Annotated in this window: 23 protein-coding genes; 20 read left to right on the forward strand and 3 right to left on the reverse strand. The window is 57.3% G+C overall.

Annotated features, from left to right (window positions below; all coding sequences use genetic code 11):
• Positions 1 to 162 precede the first annotated feature (162 nt).
• The 9 genes from NG99_RS08735 to mdcH all read left to right on the forward strand — a co-directional run bounded on the left by NG99_RS08735 (position 163) and on the right by mdcH (position 9162).
• The gene (locus NG99_RS08735; protein WP_034890933.1) at positions 163 to 1869 is read left to right on the forward strand and encodes a lysophospholipid acyltransferase family protein; all 1707 of its coding nucleotides are present in this window, start codon (positions 163 to 165) and stop codon (positions 1867 to 1869) included.
• A gap of 226 nt (positions 1870 to 2095) precedes the next feature.
• Positions 2096 to 3751, forward strand: coding sequence for a malonate decarboxylase subunit alpha (mdcA, locus tag NG99_RS08740; RefSeq protein WP_034890934.1), 1656 nt, complete (start codon positions 2096 to 2098; stop codon positions 3749 to 3751).
• Positions 3751 to 4611, forward strand: coding sequence for a triphosphoribosyl-dephospho-CoA synthase (locus tag NG99_RS08745; RefSeq protein ID WP_034890935.1), 861 nt, complete (start codon positions 3751 to 3753; stop codon positions 4609 to 4611). The genes mdcA and NG99_RS08745 overlap by 1 nt, the downstream gene beginning before the upstream one ends.
• Positions 4612 to 4620: 9 nt before the next feature.
• The gene (gene mdcC, locus NG99_RS08750; RefSeq protein WP_034890938.1) at positions 4621 to 4920 is read left to right on the forward strand and encodes a malonate decarboxylase acyl carrier protein; all 300 of its coding nucleotides are present in this window, start codon (positions 4621 to 4623) and stop codon (positions 4918 to 4920) included.
• Positions 4913 to 5746 (forward strand): biotin-independent malonate decarboxylase subunit beta, encoded by an 834-nt coding sequence (locus NG99_RS08755; protein WP_034890940.1) that lies wholly within the window; start codon positions 4913 to 4915, stop codon positions 5744 to 5746. Before mdcC ends, NG99_RS08755 begins: the two co-directional genes overlap by 8 nt.
• The gene (mdcE, locus tag NG99_RS08760) at positions 5746 to 6546 is read left to right on the forward strand and encodes a biotin-independent malonate decarboxylase subunit gamma (RefSeq protein WP_034890943.1); all 801 of its coding nucleotides are present in this window, start codon (positions 5746 to 5748) and stop codon (positions 6544 to 6546) included. Before NG99_RS08755 ends, mdcE begins: the two co-directional genes overlap by 1 nt.
• A 135-nt stretch (positions 6547 to 6681) precedes the next feature.
• A complete protein-coding gene (locus tag NG99_RS08765) occupies positions 6682 to 7641 on the forward strand; it encodes an AEC family transporter (RefSeq protein WP_034890945.1) in 960 nt (319 codons plus the stop codon).
• A gap of 1 nt (position 7642) precedes the next feature.
• Positions 7643 to 8257 carry a malonate decarboxylase holo-ACP synthase gene (locus tag NG99_RS08770; RefSeq protein ID WP_034890948.1) on the forward strand — a complete coding sequence of 205 codons (615 nt, stop codon included), beginning with the start codon at positions 7643 to 7645 and terminating at the stop codon, positions 8255 to 8257.
• Complete coding sequence (mdcH, locus tag NG99_RS08775) at positions 8257 to 9162, forward strand: malonate decarboxylase subunit epsilon (protein ID WP_034890950.1); 906 nt, start codon at positions 8257 to 8259, stop codon at positions 9160 to 9162. Before NG99_RS08770 ends, mdcH begins: the two co-directional genes overlap by 1 nt.
• On the opposite strand, the gene NG99_RS08780 is transcribed toward mdcH, so the two are convergent.
• Positions 9146 to 10075, reverse strand: coding sequence for a LysR family transcriptional regulator (locus tag NG99_RS08780; RefSeq protein ID WP_034890953.1), 930 nt, complete (start codon positions 10073 to 10075; stop codon positions 9146 to 9148). The genes mdcH and NG99_RS08780 overlap by 17 nt on opposite strands.
• Before the next feature lie 303 nt (positions 10076 to 10378).
• On the opposite strand from NG99_RS08780, the gene NG99_RS08785 reads away from it, so the two are divergent.
• The 7 genes from NG99_RS08785 to nadS all read left to right on the forward strand — a co-directional run bounded on the left by NG99_RS08785 (position 10379) and on the right by nadS (position 17295).
• The gene (locus tag NG99_RS08785) at positions 10379 to 11653 is read left to right on the forward strand and encodes an acid phosphatase (RefSeq protein ID WP_034890956.1); all 1275 of its coding nucleotides are present in this window, start codon (positions 10379 to 10381) and stop codon (positions 11651 to 11653) included.
• A gap of 90 nt (positions 11654 to 11743) precedes the next feature.
• Entirely contained in the window at positions 11744 to 12244 is a 501-nt protein-coding gene (locus tag NG99_RS08790) for a GNAT family N-acetyltransferase (RefSeq protein ID WP_034890959.1), read from the forward strand.
• 419 nt (positions 12245 to 12663) lie between these two features.
• Positions 12664 to 13392: a gluconate 2-dehydrogenase subunit 3 family protein gene (locus NG99_RS08795; RefSeq protein WP_084110461.1), complete on the forward strand. Its 729-nt coding sequence runs from the start codon at positions 12664 to 12666 to the stop codon at positions 13390 to 13392.
• Between the two features lie 3 nt (positions 13393 to 13395).
• Complete coding sequence (locus NG99_RS08800; protein ID WP_034890965.1) at positions 13396 to 15174, forward strand: GMC family oxidoreductase; 1779 nt, start codon at positions 13396 to 13398, stop codon at positions 15172 to 15174.
• Positions 15175 to 15189: 15 nt separating this feature from the next.
• Positions 15190 to 16485 carry a c-type cytochrome gene (locus NG99_RS08805; protein ID WP_052130626.1) on the forward strand — a complete coding sequence of 432 codons (1296 nt, stop codon included), beginning with the start codon at positions 15190 to 15192 and terminating at the stop codon, positions 16483 to 16485.
• Between the two features lie 199 nt (positions 16486 to 16684).
• Positions 16685 to 16996 (forward strand): type II toxin-antitoxin system RelE/ParE family toxin, encoded by a 312-nt coding sequence (locus NG99_RS08810; RefSeq protein ID WP_034890967.1) that lies wholly within the window; start codon positions 16685 to 16687, stop codon positions 16994 to 16996.
• 2 nt (positions 16997 to 16998) lie between these two features.
• Positions 16999 to 17295 (forward strand): NadS family protein, encoded by a 297-nt coding sequence (gene nadS, locus NG99_RS08815; RefSeq protein WP_034890970.1) that lies wholly within the window; start codon positions 16999 to 17001, stop codon positions 17293 to 17295.
• A gap of 508 nt (positions 17296 to 17803) precedes the next feature.
• On the opposite strand, the gene ftnA is transcribed toward nadS, so the two are convergent.
• Both ftnA and NG99_RS08825 read right to left on the reverse strand, forming a co-directional pair.
• Positions 17804 to 18313, reverse strand: a complete 510-nt coding sequence (gene ftnA, locus NG99_RS08820) for a non-heme ferritin (RefSeq protein ID WP_034890973.1) — start codon at positions 18311 to 18313, stop codon at positions 17804 to 17806.
• 289 nt (positions 18314 to 18602) lie between these two features.
• The gene (locus tag NG99_RS08825) at positions 18603 to 19499 is read right to left on the reverse strand and encodes a sugar-binding transcriptional regulator (protein ID WP_034891112.1); all 897 of its coding nucleotides are present in this window, start codon (positions 19497 to 19499) and stop codon (positions 18603 to 18605) included.
• Positions 19500 to 19764: 265 nt separating this feature from the next.
• Between NG99_RS08825 and NG99_RS08830 the strand changes: the two genes are divergently transcribed.
• The 4 genes from NG99_RS08830 (at position 19765) to NG99_RS08845 (ending at position 22962) form a co-directional block, all read left to right on the forward strand.
• Positions 19765 to 20703 carry a tagatose-bisphosphate aldolase gene (locus NG99_RS08830; protein WP_034890975.1) on the forward strand — a complete coding sequence of 313 codons (939 nt, stop codon included), beginning with the start codon at positions 19765 to 19767 and terminating at the stop codon, positions 20701 to 20703.
• Entirely contained in the window at positions 20696 to 21283 is a 588-nt protein-coding gene (locus tag NG99_RS08835) for an AAA family ATPase (protein ID WP_034890978.1), read from the forward strand. Before NG99_RS08830 ends, NG99_RS08835 begins: the two co-directional genes overlap by 8 nt.
• Positions 21284 to 21516: 233 nt before the next feature.
• The gene (locus NG99_RS08840) at positions 21517 to 21960 is read left to right on the forward strand and encodes a PTS sugar transporter subunit IIA (RefSeq protein WP_034890981.1); all 444 of its coding nucleotides are present in this window, start codon (positions 21517 to 21519) and stop codon (positions 21958 to 21960) included.
• A 12-nt stretch (positions 21961 to 21972) separates the two neighbouring features.
• The gene (locus NG99_RS08845) at positions 21973 to 22962 is read left to right on the forward strand and encodes a 6-phosphofructokinase (protein ID WP_034890984.1); all 990 of its coding nucleotides are present in this window, start codon (positions 21973 to 21975) and stop codon (positions 22960 to 22962) included.

Below are 22962 nucleotides of genomic sequence, written 5' to 3' on the forward strand. Positions count from 1 at the left end.
ATCCTTTATTCTATCCTGGCGGCAGCGTGAACGGCAAGCGCGGCGGATCGTTCTCGGCATATTCTGAGCCGCGCGGCTGAGTTCTTGCGGTCGTCATCTTATTGCCATGAAACCGTCATTGAGGCTCTTTACTGTCGCGTTAAAACGCCAGGAGAGAAACTTGTGTTTACAATTGAATCGGTTTTAGATGACCTCTGCCCAGCGCGAAATACCCCCGGCTGGCAAAAATCCCTCCTCAGAACGCTGCTGCGCGAAAAAGAATTCCAGCAGTTCAATGACAAAAACCGGCACCTGAAGGGGCTGGATATGGTTGAGCAGGTGCTCGACTACCTGGATATCCGCTGCGAAATGAGCGAGCGCGACCTGGAACAGATCCCCAGCCACGGGCCGGTGGTGATTGTCGCCAACCATCCGCTCGGCACGCTGGATGGTCTGGCGCTACTGCACGCGGTATCACAGGTGCGGCGCGACGTGAAAATTGTAACTAATCGCCTGCTGAACTGCCTTGAGTCGCTCACCAGCCTGATGGTGGCGGTGGATAATATGGGCAACCGCACCAGCCGCCAGCAGGTCGCGCTGATGCAGGAGCAGCTCGACAACCAGGGCGTGCTGATCTTTTTCCCCGCCGGTGAAGTGTCGCGGTTTGGCAGCAAAGGGGTGAAGGACGGCAAGTGGAGCCACGGGTTTGTGCGCCTGGCGGCCCGCAGCCGTGCGCCGGTGGTGCCGGTTCACGTCAGCGGGCGCAACAGCGCGTTATTTTATCTGACCTCGGTGGTTTACCGGCCGCTCTCCATGCTGCTGCTGGTGCGCGAGATGTTCAAAAACCGGGGGGCGCGGCTGAAGCTGACCATTGGCGCCCGCATTCCTTACGCCAGCTGGCACGACGGCCATACGCCGGCCAAAGAGCTGGCGGCGCGCTTTCGTCGTCATCTTTATCGCATCGCTCAGGGCAGATCGGCGCTGTTTCAGACGGAGCCAGCGATTGCCCGCGCGGAAGATCGCGCGGTGCTGAAACGGGCGCTGTCAGTCTGTGAGGTGCTGGGGCAGACGGCCGATGGCAAGATCATCTATCTCTGGCGGCGCAACGGCGAGGATTATGTGCCGATCCTGCGTGAGCTGGGGAGGCTGCGGGAAATTGCCTTCCGCGCAGTGGGTGAAGGCAGCGGAAGACGCCGCGATCTGGATGACTATGACGACGACTATTACCACCTGATCCTTTGGGATCAGGAAGCGCTGGATATTGTCGGCGCCTACCGTTTCCTGCCAACGGCAGAACAGCTGGAGCGTAGAGGTCTGGAAGGGATCTACAGCCACAGCCTGTTCCATTACGATCACCGCATGAACCCGGTGCTGATGCAGGGTATCGAGCTGGGGCGCAGTTTTATTCAGCCTGCTTACTGGGGCAAACGCGGTCTGGATTACCTGTGGCTGGGGATTGGGGCGTATCTGGCGAAATATCCGCACTATCGCTATCTGTTTGGGCCGGTGTCGATCTCCGGCGGCCTGCCGCTTGCCGCCCGCGATCTGCTGGTGGCCTTCTACCGTCTCTATTTTGCTCCGGCGCTGCCGCTGGCTACCTCGCGGCGTCCTTATCCGGCCTCTCTGCCCGACGTGCTGGCGCAGTTCAGCGGCGACAATTATCAGGAAGATCTTAAAACACTTAAGCGAATGCTGAATAACCTCGGCACCAGCATTCCGCCGCTCTACAAACAGTATTCCGAACTGTGCGAACCGGGCGGCGTGCAGTTTATTGACTTCGGCAGCGATCCGGATTTCAACAACTGCATTGATGGCCTGGTGGTGGTCGACCTCACCCAACTGAAAGCGACCCGCTTCGAACGCTATATTGCCGTTCATCAGCCCGATTAAAAACACGCCATTTGCGGAACGTCTGATAAAGCCTGCTGCGCAGGCTTTTTTTGCGATCTCCCGCAGCATCACTCTTTCTAACTCACTGATTTACTGTTGGTATTTTTTATTATTACTCTCAGGCTAACGTTCATGCTCCAGGCTTCATTGATGCCCAGTTCATTCGGGACCAGACTTAACAAACAGACCCTGATGCTGAAGGGGGATGACCTTACAGGAGGCAAGAATGTTATCTGGACAAACGCCCGCCCGCGCCTGGGACAGCCGCCGTAGTGATAAACGGCGTCGTGTTGACTCCCTGGGACTCAGCGGCAAAGTACTGCCAACTGACGATCTGGTTGGTATGTTGGAAAAACTGATCGCCCCAGGCGATCGCGTGGTAATGGAAGGGAATAACCAGAAGCAGGCTGATTTTCTGTCGCGCTCTCTGGCTGAAGTGAATCCCGCCGTAGTACACGATCTGCATATGATTATGCCGAGCGTAGGCCGCAGTGAACACCTGGATATTTTTGAAAAAGGCATCGCGCGCAAGCTTGATTTCTCGTTTTCAGGCACGCAAAGCCTGCGTATTTCGCAGCTGCTGGAAGATGGTCAGCTGGAAATCGGCGCGATTCACACCTATATCGAACTCTACTCCCGCCTTTACGTCGATCTGGCCCCTAACGTGGCGCTGATTGCCGGTTTCAAAGCCGACCGCAAGGGCAACCTCTACACCGGCGCCAGCACCGAAGATACGCCAGCGCTGGTGGAGGCCGCCGCTTTCCATGACGGCATCGTTATCGCGCAGGTCAACGAGCTGGTTGACGACGAAAACGATCTTCCCCGCGTGGATATCCCCGGCTCGTGGATCGACTTTGTGGTGGTCGCCGACAAGCCGTTCTTTATCGAACCGCTGTTCACCCGCGACCCCCGGCTGATCAAGCAGGAACATGTGCTGATGGCGATGCTGGCGATCAAAGGCATCTACGCCGAGCACCAGGTGCAGTCGCTGAATCACGGTATTGGTTTTAACACCGCCGCCATCGAACTGCTGCTGCCGACTTACGGCGAACAGCTGGGGCTGAAAGGTAAAATCTGTAAGCACTGGACCCTTAATCCTCACCCTACGCTGATCCCCGCCATTGAAAGCGGCTGGGTAGAGAGCGTGCACTGCTTCGGCGGCGAGCTGGGAATGGAAAACTACGTGGCGGCTCGCCCGGACGTGTTCTTTACCGGCGCCGATGGCTCGATGCGTTCTAACCGCGCGTTCTGTCAGATGGCGGGACAGTATGCGGTGGATATGTTTATCGGATCCACGCTACAGGTGGACGGGCTGGCGAACTCCTCAACGGTCACTCGTGGTCGCCTCTCCGGCTTCGGCGGCGCGCCAAATATGGGACACGACCCGCACGGTCGCCGCCACGCCACGCCGGCCTGGCTGGCGATGATCAACGAGCCAGATCCGCTGGCGCGCGGTCGCAAGCTGGTGGTGCAGATGGTGGAAACCTTCCAGGCGGGCGCTAAGCCGACCTTTGTGGAAAACCTGGAAGCTGTCGATGTGGCTAAAGCCGCCGGGATGCCGCTGGCGCCGGTGATGATCTACGGTGACGACGTGACCCACGTCCTGACCGAGGAGGGCATTGCCTATCTCTACCGGGCTAAAACGCTGGAAGAGCGTCGGGCGATGGTCGCGGCGGTTGCCGGTATCACCGACATTGGCCTGGGCGTGGATGCCAAACGGGTCGCCCAGCTGCGCCGCGAAGGCAAAGTCGCCTTCCCGGAAGATCTGGGTATCCGCCGTACCGATGCCAGCCGTTCGCTGCTGGCTGCGGGGAGCGTAGCCGATCTGGTTGAGTGGTCCGGCGGCCTTTATAACCCGCCAGCAAAATTCCGGAGCTGGTAATGAGCCGACAACCGCAGATCTCGCTCAGCAATATTGAGCTGAAGGCTGAACGCCTGGCCGCTCTGGCTACGCGCTGCCTGATTGATGAAGCGCGCCTCAGCCCGAAGCCGGGCCTGGTGGACAGCCGGGGCAACGGGGCGCATCAGGATCTGTCGCTTTCGCTGATGGAGCGCTCCGCGCACAGCCTGACCCGTACCTTCCACGCGCTGGCGCTGCACTGCTGGAACCGTCCTGCGGACATCGCGCTGCGTCAGCTGGTCGGTCGGTTAGGGCGCGAAGGCGAGCAGGACATGATGCAGGCTACAGGCGGAGTAAATACTCACCGGGGCGCTATCTGGGCGCTGGGGCTGCTGGTCAGCGCCAGCGCGAGGCTGGCGGGGGAAAGTGACCCGCAGCAGGTGGCTCAGGCCGCCGCTCAGCTGGCTCGTCTTCCCGATATGGCAGCGCCCAAAACCTTCAGCAAGGGGCAGCGGGCCAGCCAGCGTTATCGGGTTCCGGGAGCGCGCGAAGAGGCTCAGCAGGGCTTTCCGCATGTGGTAAGGCTGGCGCTGCCGCAGCTGCATCGCAGCCGCCGCGCCGGAGCCAGCGAGGCTCATGCCCAGCTGGATGCGCTGATGGCGATCATGAGTTCGCTCAGCGATACCTGCGTGCTCTCCCGCGCCGGCGAAACCGGCCTTCAGGCCATGCAGCAGGGGGCCAGCGCGGTGCTGTCCGCCGGTGGTATGCAGTCGCTGGCTGGTCGTCAGGCGCTGGCTGCGCTGGATGCCGGAATGCTGGCGCTGAACGCTTCGCCCGGCGGCGCGGCCGATCTGCTGGCCGCCACCCTATTTACAGACCGTTTAGGCGATCTCACATTTTAAGAGGACGTTATGGAACAGATCACAATTTCCCTTCCGGCCACGCGCCAGCTCAGCGGTAAAGCGCTGGCGGGCGTGGTGGGCTCCGGGGATATGGAAGTGCTGTTTGTCGCCGATGGCGGCCAGCAGCTGACCGTCACGCTGACCACCTCCGTGGATAACAGCCAGCAACGCTGGCAGGCGCTGTTTAACCGGCTGGCGGAGTTCTCGCCGCTTCCGGGCGGGCAGATGACCATTCATGATTTTGGCGCGACGCCGGGCGTGGCCCGCATCCGCATTGAGCAGGTTTTCGAGGGGGTGGAAAATGCGTAATGACAGCAGCTTTATTGAGTTAAAAGCCCGTCAGCGCGCCCATCTGCTGCTGGACGAAGGCAGCTATCGCGAGCTGCTGGACCCGTTCGCGGGCATTATTTCGCCGTGGCTTGGTCCGCAGGGCATTGTGCCGCAGTCCGATGACGGAATGGTGGTGGCGAAAGGGACGATTGGCGGCAAGCCTGCGGTCGTCGTGGCGATTGAAGGCGCATTCCAGGGCGGCAGCATGGGGGAAGTCTCCGGCGCGAAAATGGCGGCGGCCCTTGAGCTGGCGGCGGAAGATAACCGTAACGGCATTCCCACTCAGGCGGTGCTGTGTCTGGAAACCGGCGGCGTGCGGTTGCAGGAGGCCAATCTTGGGCTTGCCGCGATTGCCGATATCCATGCGGCCATCGTCGATCTGCGTCGCTACACGCCGGTCGTTGGCATTGTGGCCGGTACCGTGGGCTGCTTTGGCGGCATGTCGATTGCGGCGGCGCTTTGCAGCTACCTGATTGTGACCCGCGAGGCGCGTCTGGGGCTGAACGGCCCGCAGGTTATCGAGCAGGAAGCCGGGATAGAAGAGTACGACTCCCGCGACAGGCCGTTTATCTGGAGTATGACCGGCGGCGAAACCCGCTTCCGCAGCGGGTTGGTCGAGGCGCTGGTCGACGATGGTCAGCAGGCGGTGAAGCAGGCGATGAACGACGCGCTTGCCAAAGGCGTTCCGGCCCAGCATCGCTCCGATCGCTATGACTATTATCTGCCGCGCCTGAGCCGTTTTGATACCAGCAGGCAGGCGGACAGCCAGCAAATCAACCAGCTTTTTGCCCGGGAGGACCAGTAATGAGCCACAACATCAGCCGTGGTGAGCAGTGGCTATCCCTGCTTACCGATAATGCACCGCGCCTGCCGGGACTTTGTCCCTCCGTGCAGGTTGCCGACGGCCAGGTGAATAACCTGAGCGCACGTTTTATTGCCGTTGTCCCCGACGCGCAGAATCACTATCCGCGCGCCGCCAGAGGCGAAGTCGGCCTGCTGGAAGGATGGACGCTGGCAAAAGTGGTCGGCGAAACCGTTGCCGAAGACGCGGATAAAGCCGAAAAGCGCACCATCGTGGCGGTGATTGACGTGCCCAGCCAGGCCTACGGCCGCCGTGAGGAAGGATTCGGTATCCATCAGGCGCTGGCGGCAGCGGCGGGAGCCTATGCTAACGCGCGCCTGGCGGGACACCCGGTGATCGGTCTGATCGTCGGCAAAGCCATGTCCGGCGCGTTTCTGGCGCACGGTTACCAGGCGAACCGACTGATTGCCTTCAACGATCCGGGCGTGATGATCCATGCGATGGGTAAAGAGGCGGCGGCGCGTATCACGCTGCGCAGCGTGGAATCGCTGGAAAAGCTGGCCGAAACCATTCCGCCGATGGCTTACGACATCAGTAACTACCGTTCGCTTGGGCTGCTGGAAAGCCTGCTCGACCTCAGCGATCCCGATGCCCCTTCCGCTGCCGACATTACCACGGTACGCCAGGCGCTGACGGACGCGCTCAGCGCCGCCCGCCGCGATGCGAGCCTGAAAGATCGGCTGAAGGCGGAAAACCGTCGCAGCTCCGCGCTGGTCCGCGAGAAAATGCGGGCCGCCTGGTAACGATTCACCGTTATACACAATAAGACAACCTGCCAGGCCGCTTTTTGAGCACGCCCTTGCGTGCTCAGCAACACCAGCCTGAAAAATATAATAATTATCGCGCCTGTGCTCCCCTCAATCTCTACAGGTGATGTTATGACTTATGTAATAGTTCATGCTTTAGCGCCAATCTTTGTGATTATGCTGCTCGGTTTTTACGCGGGCAAAGCGAAGATGGTGGATAATAAAAATGTCTCCTTACTGAATATTTTAGTAATGGATTTTGCTTTACCGGCGGCGCTGTTTACCGCCACCGTACAGACTCCCTGGTCAGGGATTGTTGGGCAGGCGCCGCTGATTGTGGTGCTGGTGCTGGCGATGTGGATCGCCTACGCCGCGTTCTATTTTCTTTGTACCAAAGTGTTTCGCAAATCTCCGCAGGATGCGGCGGTACTGACGCTGACCGTAGCGCTGCCCAACTATGCCGCGCTGGGGCTGCCTATCCTTGGCAGCGTGCTGGGCGAAAGCTCGGGCACCTCGCTGTCGGTCGCGGTATCCATTGCCTGCGGTTCGGTACTGATGACGCCGTTCTGCCTGCTGATCCTTGAGCGTGAAAAGGCCCGCGAGTCCGGAGGCGAGCAAAAATCCAGCCTGGCAATGCTGCCGGTGCTGATGTGGCGCTCGGTGACCAAGCCGATTGTCTGGGGGCCTTTGCTGGGCGTGGTGCTCTCCGCGCTTGGCATCCGCATGCCTGAGCTGCTGCTGTCGACCATTAAACCATTGGGACTGTCGGCTACGGCTTCCGCGTTGTTCCTTACCGGGCTGATCCTCTCGGCGCGCAGGCTGCAAATCAACAAAGCGGTGGTGGTCGCCAGCCTGACCAAGCTGCTTATTCAGCCGCTGATCGCCTGGGGATTGGTGATTGCGCTCGGCCTGCATGGGCAAATAGCGGTGACGGCGATTTTGATGATTGCGCTGTCGGCTGGCTTCTTTGGCGTGGTCTTTGGCAACCGTTTTGGCGTGGCCTCACCGGATGCGGAAGCCGTACTGCTGATAAGTTCGGTATTGTGTATCCTGACGCTACCGCTGTTTATCTCTTTAACTTCAGGAATATAAGATGCCGGTTTCCCTTCTCGCTCACGATCTTGTCTGGCTTACCAGCGGCCGTTACCCGGAGGGAGATCTGCCCGACTGGGTTAGCGAGCAGTGGCGCGCTTCTCTGCCGCTGGTGGTCAGGCGCGATGAGGAGGAGGGCGGGCGGGTCCCCGTGGGGATCAGGGGGTTACGCCGCGATCAGCGTGCGGCGGCCTGGGTGCAGCCCGACGCCGTTCAACGTCGTGTGACGCCCGAATCCCTCGGCCAGAGCGAGCTGCTGCTGCGCTCGCCTTTCGTCTCGCTGCCGCCGGTTCAGGCCGCCGTCCAGCTGGCGCAGCAGCGCTGGCCGTGGCCGTGGGGCATCACGGGCAGCGTGGGCTACGCGCTGGCGACTGAAGTGCCGGTGATGCACGCCGACAGCGACCTGGATCTGGTGCTGCGCTGCGAGGAGCCGGTCGTGGAGAGCGAGCTTGCACGCTGGCAGCAGTTCTGCCAGCTGCTGCCCTGTCGGGTGGATACCCAGGTCGAAACGCCGCACGGTGCTTTTGCGCTGGCGGAATGGCTGCGGGATCGCCGGGTAATGCTAAAAACAACGCGAGGGCCGCGGCTGACCGCCCGGCCCTGGAGCGGAATCTGATGAAACTTTTACTGACTTTTCCCGGGCAGGGGCCGCAGCGTGCAGGGATGCTGCAACGCCTGCCGGGCGGTGAAGCGCTGCTTCGCCAGGCCAGCGAGGTGCTGGGCGAGTCGGCAGCGGGGCTGGACAGCGCTGAGGCGCTGCGTCATACCCGTGCCGTGCAGCTCTGTCTGCTGATTGCCGGAGTGGCCCATGCCCGGTCGTTGCAGGATCAGGGGCTGGAGGTGGATATGACCAGCGGCCTGTCCATCGGCTCCTATCCTGCGGCGGTGGTAGCCGGAGCCCTGGCTTTTGAGGATGCGTTGCGGCTGGTCTCGCTGCGCGGCGATTTGATGGAGGAAGCTTATCCCCACGGCTATGGTCTGACGGCGATTATCGGGCTGACGCTGACTCAGCTGGAGCCGCTGCTGGGGTCGCAGAGCTGGATTGCCAATATCAATGCGGAACAACAGCTGGTGATTGCCGGTAGCGACGAGGCGATGCGGCAGGTGGGTGAAAAGGCCCGACTGGCCGGTGCGCAGAAAGTCCACCGGCTGGCGGTCAGCGTGCCGTCACACTGCGAGCTGCTGGCGAAACCGGCCGAAAAGCTGGCGAAGGCGTTCGCTGAGGTCACGCTTTGCAGGCCGCACTGCGCCTATCTCAGCGGCAGCAGCGGCAGGGTACTGTGGCAGCCGCAGCAGATTGCCGACGATCTGGCCTGGAATATGTCGCGCACCGTGCGCTGGCACGAGGCGATGATTGCCGCCAACGAACGGGGAGTGCGGCTGGCGATTGAAATGCCGCCGGGATCGATCCTGACCGGGTTGACCCGCCAGGCTTTCAGCGAGGGAGAAGCGCTGTCGCTGGAGCAGGGCGGTAGCGCTCTGGCCCTGACGCTGGCTGGCAGGATCAAAAACCAGCGGTAACCCGCTGGCGGCTGTACATCCGGCCCTCGGCCGCCAGCGCCAGCAGGTTGGGATCGTGCTCGCGGTTACGCTCGAAGACGATCGCCAGCGTCTGGCGCATCTGATAGGGCGCGGCCAGCTTCATCAGCTGCACGGTATTTTCATACACTCGCTTCATTCGTCCGGGGATCAGCGTCAGGCCAACGCCAGCCTGTACCAGGCTCAGCATTGAGAAAATGTCGTTCACCCGCATCACAATTTCTGGCTCAAACCCGGCGACGTGAAACGCTTCCTGGAAGCCGTGATAGGTGGCAAAGCCCTCCGCCAGCGACACAAATTTATGCTGGCGAAAATCCCGCAGATCGGCGTAATGACTGGTATCCAGTCCCGATGCCACCGGCGCGGCCAGAAAAATATCGTCTTTAAACAGCGGCAGGGCCTCGAAACGACTCATATCGATCTCGCTGTCGGTGAGCGAAATCAGGATCGCATCCAGAAATCCCTCCTCCAGCTTGCTCAGCAGGGTCTGGTTAGATCCCATCGTCAGGTCCAGCTCCAGGTCGGGGCGGCGAATTTTCATGCCCATAATCAGCTGCGGCACGGTTTCCAGCGTCAGCGAATAGAGCGTTCCCAGTCGCATTCGACCCTGACCAATTCCGGCCGTTTTACGCGTTTCCTCAATCCCTCGCGACATCATATCGGTCACTTCCTGGCTGTATTCCAGCAGGGTATGCGCGGCCGGGAGCGGCACCAGGTTACGCCCCTGATGGATAAACAGCGGACAGCGAACGTTCTCTTCCAGCGTATGCAGGGCGCGATGGACGCTGACGTTGCTGATCCCCAGCGCCTCTGCGGTGCGGGCGATATTCCCGCGCTGCATAAACGCCATAAATATCTCCAGTTTACGAAAGGTGATATCCACATCAATTTTCATGCTGTCGGCCTGTCTGTGGCGGATTCTGGCAGGATTTTACTCCGTTAATGCCGGGCCGGATGGGTGAATGGTGCGAAAGTTGCGCGGCAGAGGCGCTCACTGCGAATCATTATTTTACATTACGTGATTGATTTACTGGGTTATCCTGAGCGATAACGACATAATAAAAGCATGGGCAGGATATTTTAGTGTGTCAGGGAGCGGCAATCGGTAACAAAAATAGACCTTGCCACATTTCTGCCATAATTGTCGTCTAGCCTGGCTGCCAGACACTTAACTCCCTCAATTTTATAAGGAACGGCAATGCGCTATCGTTACTCCCTGTTGGCTGCCGCGCTGGTTCTCAGCCAGTTTGCCCAGGCAAAACCTGCGACCCCGACTTTCGACGCTATCCGCGCCATCGCTGACACCACCACCCCAGCCAGCGACAGTCCTGAGTTTGTCGCTTTTGATGCCGCGATCCAGCAGTCGCTGATTGCCGCGCTGAAGGGCGATGCCGACACTCTGACGCGTGACCAGCTTGAAGACACCAAACAGAGCAAAAAGCTGGCCGATAAAAAGTGGCTGAAAGAGAGCGGCTATGACTTCAACAAGAAACAACAGCAGGCGGCGGGCGTGGCGCTGCTGAGCGCTTTCCCGGCGCTGCCGAAGAGCACCATTGAGGCCAGTCTGAACACGGTAGAAAACGTCAACCTCAACGCCACCCAGGGCCAGCGTACCCAGGCGCTGATCGATGCCGAAGGGCAAGACCATCTGTTTTTCCTTGCGGATGCGCTGGGGCCGAAGCTGGGGCAGGCGTTTCTCCATGCCTATAACCAGGGTGAGATTGGCAAGGCGGCGGCGCTGATTAAAGCCACCGAGGTGGGAACCAGCGTGGCGAAAAAGCAGTATAACAATCCGCGTCCTTTCCTGATCCCGGGCAATACCATTCACTTTGTGCCGGACACGGCGGTGGTGAAAGACGGCAAGCCTTACAGCGCAACCGAAGGCTCCTATCCAAGCGGCCACACCAACACCGCCTACACCGATGCGCTGCTGCTGGGCGAGATGCTGCCGGAACGCTTCGTGCCGCTGGTTGACCGCGCGGCACGTTACGGCTATTCCCGCATGGTGCTGGGCGTGCATTATCCGATCGATCTGATGGGATCGCGAATGGTGGCGCAGCGTAATGTCGCTTATTATCTGAACGATGCGAAATACCGCGTTCTGTTTATTGAGGCCAGAGATCAGCTTCGTCAGGCGCTGGAAAAAGAGTGTGGCACCACGCTGGAAGTCTGCGCTAAATCAGCCGGCGCGGCGGACCCTTACGCTTCGCCAGAGATGAAAGCGTTCTATAGCTTTACCATGACCTACGGTCTGCCGCAGCAAAAGGTGAAATACTCGCCAGTGGTGGTGCCGGAAGGGGCGGAAGTCCTGCTGAAAGGGCCGCTGCCCGAGCTGAGCGATGCCCAGCGCCGCAGGCTGATGGTGTCTACCGCGATTGCCGGGGGCTATCCGCTTTCCGGCAGCACGCCAGAGCAGAACTTCTGGCAGCGCCTGAACCTGCATGATGCGGTCGTCGCTGGACAGCATCGTTAATTCCGCGCAGGTTTTTGTACCGCTGATAAGTAAAAATCGTCGGTTGACGTGGTAGAGTGATTTTCATTATTTACCGCTAAGAGGGCAGGCATGAAGACGTCAACCGTGTCACTTCATCGCTATCAACCGCAGTATCAGCAGGGGGTAGTGGATCTGATTCTGCCCATCCAGAATCAGGAGTTCGGCATTGCCATCACTGCCGAACAGCAGCCGGATCTCAATGAGATCGAATCGTTTTACCAGCGCGGTCTGGGTGACTTCTGGCTGGCGCTGGATGAGGACAAAGTGGTGGGCTGCATCGGCCTGAAGGATATCGGCCAGCAGCAGGTTGCGCTGAGGAAAATGTTTGTCGCCAGCCCGTTTCGCGGCAAAGAGCACGGCGTGGCGAATGCGTTATTGAATACCGTGCTGTGGCACGCCAGCCAGAGCAAGCTGAGCGACATCTGGCTGGGCACCACGGATAAATTCATCGCCGCCCACCGTTTCTATGAGAAGAACGGCTTCCGTGAGGTTGATCGGCAAAACCTGCCGGCCAGCTTCCCGCTGATGAGCGTCGACACGAAATTCTACCGCCTTTCCCTACCGAAATAAGTCTACAGGCCGCAGCAATGCGGCCTGTTTTCGCTTGCCATCCCTCTCGCTTCATTCTGTTTACTTCTGCCCTCCTTTCTTTTCCTGTCCAATTAGCTTATTTCCGCCTTCACTTCGCTTTCTGCGCACTGCTGGCTTAAGGCAAATCAACAGGAGCTGTTATGCCAAAAAACGCATAAGAGCACTTTTTGAAAATTATTTTATTTTTCATTGTGTTGAATCGATTTAACCCTATGGAAAGTGGTGCAATTCTACCATTTCAGAAACATTTAATAACATATTTAACTTTGGCGTTACTTCTACATAACGGCATTAACGGATATTTTATAAGCATATAACCATTAGCACTAAAACAATTACTAAAGTAACTATTGTGCCTGGAGTCTCTCCTCGCGCGCTTTTTGAGTGGAAATGTCGTCATGGAAAAAAAAACCGTACCGCAGGCGCCTGCCCGTAGGCGATTCCTGCAAAAAACCCTGTCGCTGATCCCGCTTGCAGCCGCAGGCGGAAGTAGCGTCGTGGCGCTTTCAGCGCCTGCCGCAGAGTCTCAATCCGAGGGCGTCTCCGCCCATTACGTTCCTGTCTATTTCAACAATGATGAATGGCGCTTTATTTTAGCCGCCTGCGATCGGCTGATCCCTGCCGACAGCAATGGCCCAGGCGCGGTCAGCGAGGGCGTTCCGGTCTATATCGACAAGCAAATGGAGCTGCCTTACGGCTACGGTCATTTGTGGTATATGCAGCCGCCGTTTGCTAACGCCGTACCTGAATTGGGCTATCAGTCCAGCCTTGTTCCGCGTGAAACCTATCGCCAGGGCATCAAGGCGATTAATCAGCATTGTCAGCAGCAGTTTCAGAAGGTTTTTGCCGATCTGAGCCAGCAGCAGCAGGAAGCCCTGCTGCACGACCTGGACGGCGGCAAGCTGACTTTCGATAACGTGCCGGGCAAGCTGTTCTTCGAGCAACTGCTGGAAAATACCAAAGAAGGCTACCTTGCTGACCCGATGCATGGCGGCAATCAGACGCTGGCCTCCTGGAAAATGATTGGCTTCCCCGGCGCGCGCGCCGATTTCCAGGATCAAATGGACCATCCCAACCAGCCTTATCCGCTGGGACCGGTGAGTATCTCAGGCAAACGGAGCGTTTAAACCATGGCAGCAATTAAAAAAGATCCCGTGGATATGGTGATCGTCGGCTTCGGCTGGACCGGAGCTCTGATGGCAATGGAACTGGCGGACAGCGGGCTGAAAATTTTGGCGCTTGAGCGGGGTGAGCAGCGTGATACCTACCCCGATTTTGCTTATCCACGCAATACTGACGAGCTGACCTACGGCATTCGTCTGAAGCTATTTCAAAACGCGGCCAGGGAAACGGTGACGGTACGTCACGCTACCGCTGATACCGCGCTACCGTATCGCCGCTTTGGCTCCTTCCTGCCCGGCGATGGCGTAGGTGGGGCAGGCGTACACTGGAACGGGATGCTGTGGCGGCCGCTGGAGGCCGACCTCAAAATGCGTAGCACGGTGATTGAACGCTACGGTGAATCCTTTATCCCGCAGGATATGACCGTGCAGGATTATCCGTTTACCTACGCCGAGATGGAGCCGTACTTCGACAAGTTTGAGAAAATTTGCGGCACGTCCGGCAACGTTGGCAACCTGAAAGGTGAAAAAATCGCTGGCGGCAATCCCTTCGAAGCCCCGCGTGAAAACCCTTATCCGACGAAGGTACAGAAGCGCCAGTACGGCGGTGAGCTGTTTGCTCAGGCCTCCGAGTCACTGGGCTACCACCCGTTTACCATGCCCGCCGCAATCTGTACCGAATCCTATACCAACCCTTACGGCGTGCAGCTGGGGATCTGTAACTACTGCGGCTTCTGCGAGCGCTTTGGCTGCTTTAACTATTCGAAAGCCTCGCCGCAGACTACGGTGTTGCCGGCACTTTATCAGTACAAGAACTTCGAATTGCGCACCCAATCCCAGGTGATTCGGGTCAACACCGACTCAACCGGGAAAAAAGCCACCGGTGTAACCTATATTGATGCCCAGGGGCGGGAAATTGAGCAGCCCGCCTCTATCGTGATACTGAGTTCGTTCCAGCTCAACAACGTCCGCCTGCTGCTGCTTTCTAAAATCGGTAAACCGTACGATCCGCAAACCGGAGAAGGAGTAGTCGGAAAGAACTATGCCTATCAGATGAACGGCGGGATCTCACTGTTCTACAAGAAAGACAAAATATTCAATCCGTTTGCCGCCACCGGCGCGACCAGCGTGTTTATCGATGACTTCAACTCGGAAAACTTCGATCACAGTAGCCTGGGTTTCGTTGGCGGCGCGACAATTTCTGCGACCACCACCGGCGGCAGGCCGATCCAGCAAATGAGCATTCCGAAAGAAGCGCCGCGCTGGGGATCGGGTTGGAAGCAGTCGATCAAGGATCACTACCTGCACAGCATGGGCGTGGGATCTTCCGGGTCAGTGATGCCCTACAAGCAGTGCTATCTCGATCTCGATCCGACTTACCGCGACGTTCATGGCCAGCCGCTGCTGCGCATGACTTTTGACTGGCAGCAGAACGAGCTGAAGATGACCAACTTCATCAAAGGCAAGGCGGAAGCGATCGTCAAAGCGATGGCGCCCGACAGTTATCAACTTGGCTTTAAGGGGATGAACGCGCATTACGATGTGCGTCCGTATCAGTCCACGCACACCACCGGCGGGGCGATCATGGGCGACAACCCGAAAAACAGCGTAGTGAACAAGTACCTGCAAAGCTGGGATGTGCCGAACGTCTTTGTGCTGGGGGCGTGCTGCTTCCCACAAAACCTGGCCTATAACCCGACCGGGATCGTGGCGGCGACGGCGCTGTTTGCGGCTAACGCCATTCGTACGCGCTATCTGGCCAACCCCGGACCGCTGGTTCAGGCTTAACAGGGAAGAGAAAACATGATCAAGCATTGTGGTTTGTTAACGTCTTTACTGTTTGCCGCTCTGGCTTCTGCGTCCGCGACGGCTGCCGATACCCCCACCAGTAAAGGGCATTATCTGGCTCAGGCCGGAGACTGTGCGGCCTGTCATACGGCGGCTGGCGGTGCGAACTTTGCCGGTGGGCTAAAGATGGCTACGCCGGTGGGCGCGATTTACTCTACCAACATCACACCTGACAAAGAGACTGGCATCGGCGACTACAGCTATGACGACTTTGCGCAGGCGGTGCGTGGCGGCGTGGCGAAAGATGGTCATCAGCTCTACCCGGCGATGCCTTATACCTCATTTGCGAAGATCAACGATGAGGACATGCATGCGCTGTACGACTACTTTATGAAAGAAGTCCCGGCGGTGAAGCAGGCCGACCGCGACAGCGATATTCCGTGGCCGCTGAATATGCGCTGGCCGCTGATCGTCTGGAACTGGGCGTTTCATGATGACCAGCGCTTTCAGCCGGACAGCTCGCAGAGCGCGGAATGGAACCGTGGTGCCTACCTGATTCAGGGGCTGGAGCACTGTGGCACCTGCCATACGCCGCGCGGCATCGGCTTCCAGGAGAAGGCGCTGGATCAAAAAGAGACGGCTTACCTGACCGGCGGCACGCTGGAAGGCTGGCACGCGCCGGACCTGACCAGCAATCCGAAGACCGGGATTGGCCGCTGGTCTCAGCAGGAGATCGTCAGCTTCCTGCAGACGGGCTGGACGGCTAACAGCGCGGCCTTTGGCTCCATGACCGATGTGATTGAGCACAGTACCCAGCACCTTAGCGATGAAGATCTCAACGCGATGGCGGTGTATCTGAAAAGCATCAAGTCGTCCGATCCCCAGGCAGAGGCGCCGAAGGCCGATGACGCCACCCAGGCGGCGCTGGTCAAAGGCGACATGAGCAAGCCAGGCGCCCAGCTGTATATGGATAACTGCGCGGCCTGCCACCGTACGGACGGCAAGGGGTACAGCAAAACCTTCCCTGCGCTGGCGCACAACCCGGCCCTGCTGAGCGACGATCCTTCCTCGCTGATAAGCATAGTGCTGCGCGGCGGCAAAGCCGCTGTGACGCATAAGGCGGTGACGGGCTTAACGATGCCTGACTTCGGCTGGCGGCTGGACGATCAGCAGGTGGCGGATCTGTCGACCTTTGTTCGCAGTAGCTGGGGGAACAACGCGTCAGCGGTGACGGTGGATCGGGTCAAGGAATTGCGGAAAACGGTGTCGACCGTAGAGCGAAAGGACCCTGATAAGCAGGTGAAACCTTAAACGCAGTGAATAACCAGGGAGGCGAAAGCCTCCTTTTTTACTTTGTAAGATATTGTTTGCATTGTGTTTTATTTTTAAATCTCCACATGATGACCATTCATGATTTCCTCTCCTCAATTCCATCAGTTAAACTGTACGCCATTGACGTACGGCTTTTTTATGATAATATTATTTCACCCTACGCCAATGACGTACATGCATGTTATTTATTGAAACTGAGATTTTCACTGAGGATGTAAAGGAACTGCTGACCGATGATGAATATCGTGAGTTTCAACAATTCCTGGCTGATAACCCCGACTGGGGCGACGTTATCCAACATACTGGCGGCCTTCGTAAAATCAGATGGTCAGCCAAAGGGAAAGGTAAACGGAGCGGGGTCAGGGTAATTTATTTTCACAAGGTCTCCGACGCACAAATCAGGTTGATTTTCATCTACAAAAAAGGCACTCAGGACGATTTAAATGATGATGAAAAACGGCAGCTTCGGGCACTAAACGAGAGGTGGTAATGATGGACAAGAAACTGTTTGAGCGTCTGAAAGAAAGCATGACGCAAATGAACGAAATTGTTGAAGGTTCCCGCGAACCATCTCGTGAAACCACTGTGATTGCCGTTCAGGTCAAAGCAATCAGGGCCGCGTCTGGTCTTTCACAAAGTGGCTTTGCAAAACTGATCTCTGTGAGCGTGGATACGCTGAAAAACTGGGAGCAAGGGAGGCGTGAACCAACCGGTCCAGCAAAAGTACTGCTCAGGGCTATCGAGCGGGATCCGCAGCATGTACTCCCTGCGCTATCAGCTAAAAGCTGACCGCCAGCCTGATAACGAGAAAACCAGCGCTAAGGCTGGTTTTCTTTTTTGGTTCCCAAGTTGTTGCACTCATCGCTCCCCGCGAATCCTGCCCAGGGCATAAGAAAATACATAACCCAATATGAAAAAGCCGGCAAACCCCACAAGTTTCATATATACATTTTTGCTCATCTTCCATTCTCCGTATCACGATCTGACTCCAGAGCATGTTTACAGTATTAAAGTGGAGGACACCAGACGCCTCGCGGGTTGGCGGTATGATTTGCGCACTATTTTTTTTGCAAAATTTTTATGATCCAAATCGTGCAGGCGGGTGTGGTGTAAAGCCGCGTCCATCCGTGCGGTTGTGTCGCGTCGGCGGTTATCTCTTTGGTTATGGCATTTTCACGGAGGGGTTGTCTGACGTTCCCTGTCAGCGTCGACTGTGACAGGAAACCGGTAGCATTGCCGGGGGAGGTGGCAGTGGCGTTGGGGCCTTACGGCCCCTTTCATACCGCCCGACAGCCAGTTAAGCCTGTGGGTTGCTGGTGTTGCTCATCTTCATCAGGTCTTTATCCACGAAGAACATACCCTGGCCACCGGTTCCCACCAGCGCCAGTTTATCCAGCACGGATTTAAACAGCTTCTCTTCTTCATGCTGCTCAGCCACGTACCACTGCAGGAAGTTAAAGGTGGAGTAGTCCTGGGTGGTGATGGCCGCGTGGGCCAGTTCGTTGATTTTGCTGGTGATCAGCTTTTCGTGTTCGTAAGCCTGCTCCAGCACCTCGTTCAGCGAGTTAAAGGTCACCGGCGGTGCCGCAATGCTGCCCAGCACCGGCATCGCGCCAGTATCGCTCAGGTAGTTGAACAGACGCTGCATGTGCTGCATCTCTTCCACAGAGTGCTCACGCATGAAGGCCGCAGCGCCTTCAAAGCCTTTATCGGCACACCAGGCGCTCATCTGCAAATAGAGGTTGGCGGAGAAGAATTCGAGGTTCAACTGATCGTTAAGCTTCGCGGTCATGTCGGTAGTCAGCATAGCGGCTCCATAATTAAGCAGGGAATTATAACTAATAGTTGCCCGTATTATGCACGGCTGTTGCAGAAATAAAAACCGTTTGCTCACTCTTTTTATGCAGAATTTACTTAACTTAACGCCATGAAAGATAAGTGATAATTATTCTCGCTGTAATCTTATTCATTCCGTTTTTTAAATGGTTTTGATAACCATTCTTATTATTAAATAGCGAGCGAGACTATTAGCGAAAATAACGGTTTTCGGCTGGGTGATGTATTTTTTATCCCCCTGAAAAGGGGGAGAAATACGCTTATTCCACTATCAGCCGGTCAAGAATGGCCTGGGCGGTTTTCACGTCGGTGACCAGTGAATTAATCATCCCCGATCGTACCGCGCCAATAATGCCAGCGGCTTTCTCCGGCGTGGCGGCAACGCCAATCGTCAGCGGCGTGTTGCGCAGCTGGGCCGGAGAAGCGGCAATCATTCGCTCCTCGCCTTCCCAGTGCAGGATCTCGCCTTCTTCCGTCACGTAGTGCCGCAGCACATCGCCCGCCGCATGACTCAGCGCCTGCTCGTCCGCAGTGGCGGTGGTGGTTTCCGCCGGAGCTGGAGTGTGAGTCAGACCGACGCCGACAATCGCCACGTCGAGATTGTCCCACAGTGAAATAATTTGCTGCACGCCCGGATCGCACAGGAAGGCGTCACGCAGCATCGGCGATGAGATATAGGGCGCATGGAGAAAATGCGGCGTCCCGCCCATCAGCTCAGCGGCCTGGCGCACAAACTCGTTGATCTGGAAATGCGCTGCCGCCTGCTGCATACCGCCGTTCAGCGCGACGGTCAGCACGCCCGGCACGCGCGGCAGACCCGCCATCGTGACTTCACGCACCGCTCGTCCCCAGCCTATTCCCACCACCGAACCCGCCGTCAGGCCCGCCTGCTGCAACAATCCTGCCAGCGGCGTGGTCAACGACCCCAGCACATTGGTGGGCGGCGGCTCGACAACCGCAGCGTTTTTCAACCCCAGGCGCTGGATAAGATCGGCGGTGATCTCTTCTGGCGAGGTGAGCTCGACCACCTCAATGCGCACGATCCCGGCCGCTCTGGCCTTATTCAGCAGACGCGAGATGGTGGCGGTGGACACCCCCAGCTTTTTGGCAATGTCGACCTGCGCCATATCTGACTGATAGTGCAGCTTTGCCACCATGTGCATCATCGCCCGCGTGGTGGCGGCGTCTTGTAAAAGAGGTTCTTTCAGCTTGAAATTCCTTTCTGCAATGTATTACACTCAGTTCATCGATTGGGGAATTATTGCGCAACACCCGTTAAATTGCAATGCGTAAACCCGGCGAAACCCTGACAGGACGCCATCTTGAGGCCTTGTCCGCGCAGCCGGGAAAACGGAACAGCAGCAAGAAAGTAGAGGCAGTAACCGTGTTTTAAAACCTGAAAACAGAACCTGGGAGAGTCAAATGTCACACATGTCCACTTCAGAACTGCGTGGTTATCAGCAAATTTGCGGCAGCAACGGCGCGATGTTAGTTATCGCCTGCGACCAGCGCGGCGCGATGCGCAGTTTACTCACCTCCGACCCTGAGCAGCAGAAAGCGATTTCTGAAAAGCAGCTGGGCGGCATTAAGGCCGATATCACGCAATATCTTGCCAGCCAGGCCTCCTGCGTGCTGGTCGATCCGGTTTGCGCGGTGCCAGAGCTGGTAGACGACGGCGTCATTGCCAGAGATACTGCGCTGCTCATCGGGCTGGATGCTTCCGGCTGGGACACCACAAAAGAAGGGTATCGCAACTCTCGCCTGGTGGAAGGCATCACCGCTCGTCGAGTTCGGGAACTGGGCGGCAACGGCGGGAAAATCATGGTGTACCTGCGCGCCGATCGCCCGGAGGCTAACGAGCACAACCTGGCAATTCTCCGCCACTGCGTGGAAGACTTTGCCCGCGAGGATCTGCTGCTGGTGGTCGAGTTTCTGACCTATCCGCTGGAAGGTGAAAGCGACGCTGAGTATAAAAGTAAAGTGCCTGCGCTGATTTATGACGGCACCAAACTGGCGCTGGAATGCGGTGCGAAAGTGCTGAAAATTCCGTATCCTGGGTCGGCAAAAGACTGTGCCGCTATTACGGCGCTGGCCGGTGATGTTCCGTGGGCCGTGCTGTCAGCGGGCGTCGATCACTCCACATTCCTGGGACAGGTAGCGGATGCAATGAGCAACGGGGCTTCCGGCGTGATTGCCGGCAGGGCATTATGGAAAGACTGCATCTCACTGGACCGCAGCGTGACGCGTGAAAAGCTGGAAACTTTAGCCGTGCCAAGGCTGAAAGAGATCCAGGCCGTGATCGGAAAATATTTCGTTGCATCCCAACAACCGGCAACCCGCGAGGAGCAGGTGAATGTCTGAAGGGCAAATGGCAGCCAGCAACGCCTTGCATAACGGCAAGCGCGTGGTGATGGTGAACGGCATCCCCGCCTCAGGAAAAAGCAGCATTGCCAGAGAGTTGGCAACCGCGACCGGCTGGCCCGTGCTGTCCGTTGACGGGATCAAAGAGCCCTTTATGCGTCAGCTTGAGAATGTGGATCGCGCGTTGAACCGTCGGCTGGGCATTGCCAGCTATCAGGCCATCTGGTCTGTGATTGCCGCCGCCCCACAGGGTTGTACCTTTATTGTTGATGCCTGGTTTGGCTTTCAGCCAAAAGAGAGCCTGGTTGGTTTTCTGCATCAGGCGCAGGTGACCGCCGTGGCGGAAATCTGGTGCCAACTGCCGGGCGAACTGGCCGCTCAGCGGTATGAGTCCAGGCTGGCGAGTCGCTTACCGGGTCATCCGGGAGCGGAATATATACCGGAACTGATTGCGCTGGCTGAACGTGCGGAACCCATGCGACTGGGCCCCGTTTATATCGCCGATCAGACTAAAACGGTGGATAGCGGAAATCTGCTCAACTGGACTCATGAGGTATTATCAACAGTTAATTATAAATAATGATTTACCCACTGAAGGTGTGAGTGGGAAATATTCTGAACAAGGCTGTTTATTTATATTGCTTTTACTGGTTTGTTATTATAACCAGCGAAAGGCTACGGTTGTTGTAATTTAATTCCCCTTTCGATATCGAAAATATTTTATTTAAGTTTCAAATAGGTAAGTAGATCACGTTTTTAATGATGTCCGGTAAGTATATTAAATAAATTCCTGATTTTAATATAAGGACGACTATGCTGACTGACTGGATTAATGAAACTAACCTTAATATGGTAACGCATGTTGAGGGGTGGCAGCAGGCCGTGGCCATTGCGGTACAGCCGATGGTTGAGGCCGGTGCCGTGGAGCCTCGCTACCTGCAAGCTATCTATGATATGCACCGGGAAATAGGGCCTTATTATGTTTTGGGAGAGGGCATTGCTATGCCTCATGCCAGACCAGAAGAGGGCGTAATTAAAACGGCACTGTCTCTGTTGATTATTTCTGAGGGAGTGAGTTTTGACAGCCCTGATAATGACCCGGTTTATGTTGTATTCGCTCTGGCCGCGGTTGACAGCCATTCTCATATTGAGATGATTGCCAGCCTTTCACAGCTTTTTTGTGAAGAAGAGACGGTCGGTAAATTAAGATCTGCCCGAACAAAACAGGACGTATTGGCTATTCTCAGCCAGTTCTGAACGTGAGTCATCATGAAAAGAATCGCTATCATTGCCAGCGGTGGCGATGCGGCAGGTATTAATTCGGCCATTTTACCGCTTATCCAGCAGAATAATTTTGCGGTAGTGGCATTTCATGGCGGCTATGACGGCATTGTGCAACAGGATGCTTTTATTCTGAGGCCGGAGCAGGTGAGGGAGGGCGTTGCCAGCAACCGTAATGTGCTGCGTAGCGCCCGCAGTCAACTGCCCTGGCAGATCGAGGGTCGACAGCAGATTCGTCAGCGGCTGCATAGCCTGGGGATAGATTTGCTGGTGGTGTTTGGCGGCGGCGGCTCGCTCCAGGCGGCTAATTTGCTGAATGAAGAGGGGCTGCCAACGCTGCTGATACCGATGACCATTGACAACGATATCCGCTACACGGATTACACGCTGGGCTTTGGCAGCGCGGTGTCCGTAGTGACGCAGGCGCTGGATCAGCTGCACGGCACGGCCCATAACATGCCCGGACGCATCTATGTGCTGGAGGCGTTTGGCGCGGAAAGTGGGCATATCGCGCTGAGCGGCGCGCTGGCTGGCGCGGCACACGCGGTGATTCTGCCGGAGCAGCCGGTTGACGGGCTGTGGCTGCAAGCCCGATTGCGGGCGTGCATGGCGGGGCCTTTCGGCTACGGGATTGTCGTCTGTGCGGAAGGCAGCGCTGCCGATAAGGCCGTGGTGGGCAGCCAGGGCGGTTCGCTGGCGCTGGGCCAACAGCTTGCCGCCGCGCTGGACGTGCCGGTGCGGCATACGCTGCCGGGGTATTGCCAGCGTGCGGCGATCCCGGTTGCGGAAGATCGGCTGGCTGCCGTGGCGTTAGGCCAGCGTGCTTTGCAGGCGATCCGCGAGGGGACGTTGGGGCTGGCGATCGGCATGGATCGCGGCAACGCGATCGGCGTGCCGCTGCGGGAGATCGCAAAAGAAAAACGGCAATTAGATCCGCATTTAGTGGTAGCGGCAAGAAACCTACAGATGATCAACTAA

It is taken from the genome of Erwinia typographi, from assembly GCF_000773975.1.
Taxonomy (GTDB): Bacteria; Pseudomonadota; Gammaproteobacteria; order Enterobacterales; family Enterobacteriaceae; genus Erwinia; species Erwinia typographi.

Coding starts and splice junctions, on each gene's coding strand:
- mdcA (WP_034890934.1), top strand. CDS start 2,096: ATGTTATCTGGACAAACGCCCGCCCGCGCCTGGGACAGCCGCCGTAGT.
- NG99_RS08745 (WP_034890935.1), top strand. CDS start 3,751: ATGAGCCGACAACCGCAGATCTCGCTCAGCAATATTGAGCTGAAGGCT.
- mdcC (WP_034890938.1), top strand. CDS start 4,621: ATGGAACAGATCACAATTTCCCTTCCGGCCACGCGCCAGCTCAGCGGT.
- NG99_RS08755 (WP_034890940.1), top strand. CDS start 4,913: ATGCGTAATGACAGCAGCTTTATTGAGTTAAAAGCCCGTCAGCGCGCC.
- mdcE (WP_034890943.1), top strand. CDS start 5,746: ATGAGCCACAACATCAGCCGTGGTGAGCAGTGGCTATCCCTGCTTACC.
- NG99_RS08765 (WP_034890945.1), top strand. CDS start 6,682: ATGACTTATGTAATAGTTCATGCTTTAGCGCCAATCTTTGTGATTATG.
- NG99_RS08770 (WP_034890948.1), top strand. CDS start 7,643: ATGCCGGTTTCCCTTCTCGCTCACGATCTTGTCTGGCTTACCAGCGGC.
- mdcH (WP_034890950.1), top strand. CDS start 8,257: ATGAAACTTTTACTGACTTTTCCCGGGCAGGGGCCGCAGCGTGCAGGG.
- NG99_RS08780 (WP_034890953.1), bottom strand. CDS start 10,075: ATGAAAATTGATGTGGATATCACCTTTCGTAAACTGGAGATATTTATG.
- NG99_RS08785 (WP_034890956.1), top strand. CDS start 10,379: ATGCGCTATCGTTACTCCCTGTTGGCTGCCGCGCTGGTTCTCAGCCAG.
- NG99_RS08790 (WP_034890959.1), top strand. CDS start 11,744: ATGAAGACGTCAACCGTGTCACTTCATCGCTATCAACCGCAGTATCAG.
- NG99_RS08795 (WP_084110461.1), top strand. CDS start 12,664: ATGGAAAAAAAAACCGTACCGCAGGCGCCTGCCCGTAGGCGATTCCTG.
- NG99_RS08800 (WP_034890965.1), top strand. CDS start 13,396: ATGGCAGCAATTAAAAAAGATCCCGTGGATATGGTGATCGTCGGCTTC.
- NG99_RS08805 (WP_052130626.1), top strand. CDS start 15,190: ATGATCAAGCATTGTGGTTTGTTAACGTCTTTACTGTTTGCCGCTCTG.
- NG99_RS08810 (WP_034890967.1), top strand. CDS start 16,685: ATGTTATTTATTGAAACTGAGATTTTCACTGAGGATGTAAAGGAACTG.
- nadS (WP_034890970.1), top strand. CDS start 16,999: ATGGACAAGAAACTGTTTGAGCGTCTGAAAGAAAGCATGACGCAAATG.
- ftnA (WP_034890973.1), bottom strand. CDS start 18,313: ATGCTGACTACCGACATGACCGCGAAGCTTAACGATCAGTTGAACCTC.
- NG99_RS08825 (WP_034891112.1), bottom strand. CDS start 19,499: ATGGTGGCAAAGCTGCACTATCAGTCAGATATGGCGCAGGTCGACATT.
- NG99_RS08830 (WP_034890975.1), top strand. CDS start 19,765: ATGTCACACATGTCCACTTCAGAACTGCGTGGTTATCAGCAAATTTGC.
- NG99_RS08835 (WP_034890978.1), top strand. CDS start 20,696: ATGTCTGAAGGGCAAATGGCAGCCAGCAACGCCTTGCATAACGGCAAG.
- NG99_RS08840 (WP_034890981.1), top strand. CDS start 21,517: ATGCTGACTGACTGGATTAATGAAACTAACCTTAATATGGTAACGCAT.
- NG99_RS08845 (WP_034890984.1), top strand. CDS start 21,973: ATGAAAAGAATCGCTATCATTGCCAGCGGTGGCGATGCGGCAGGTATT.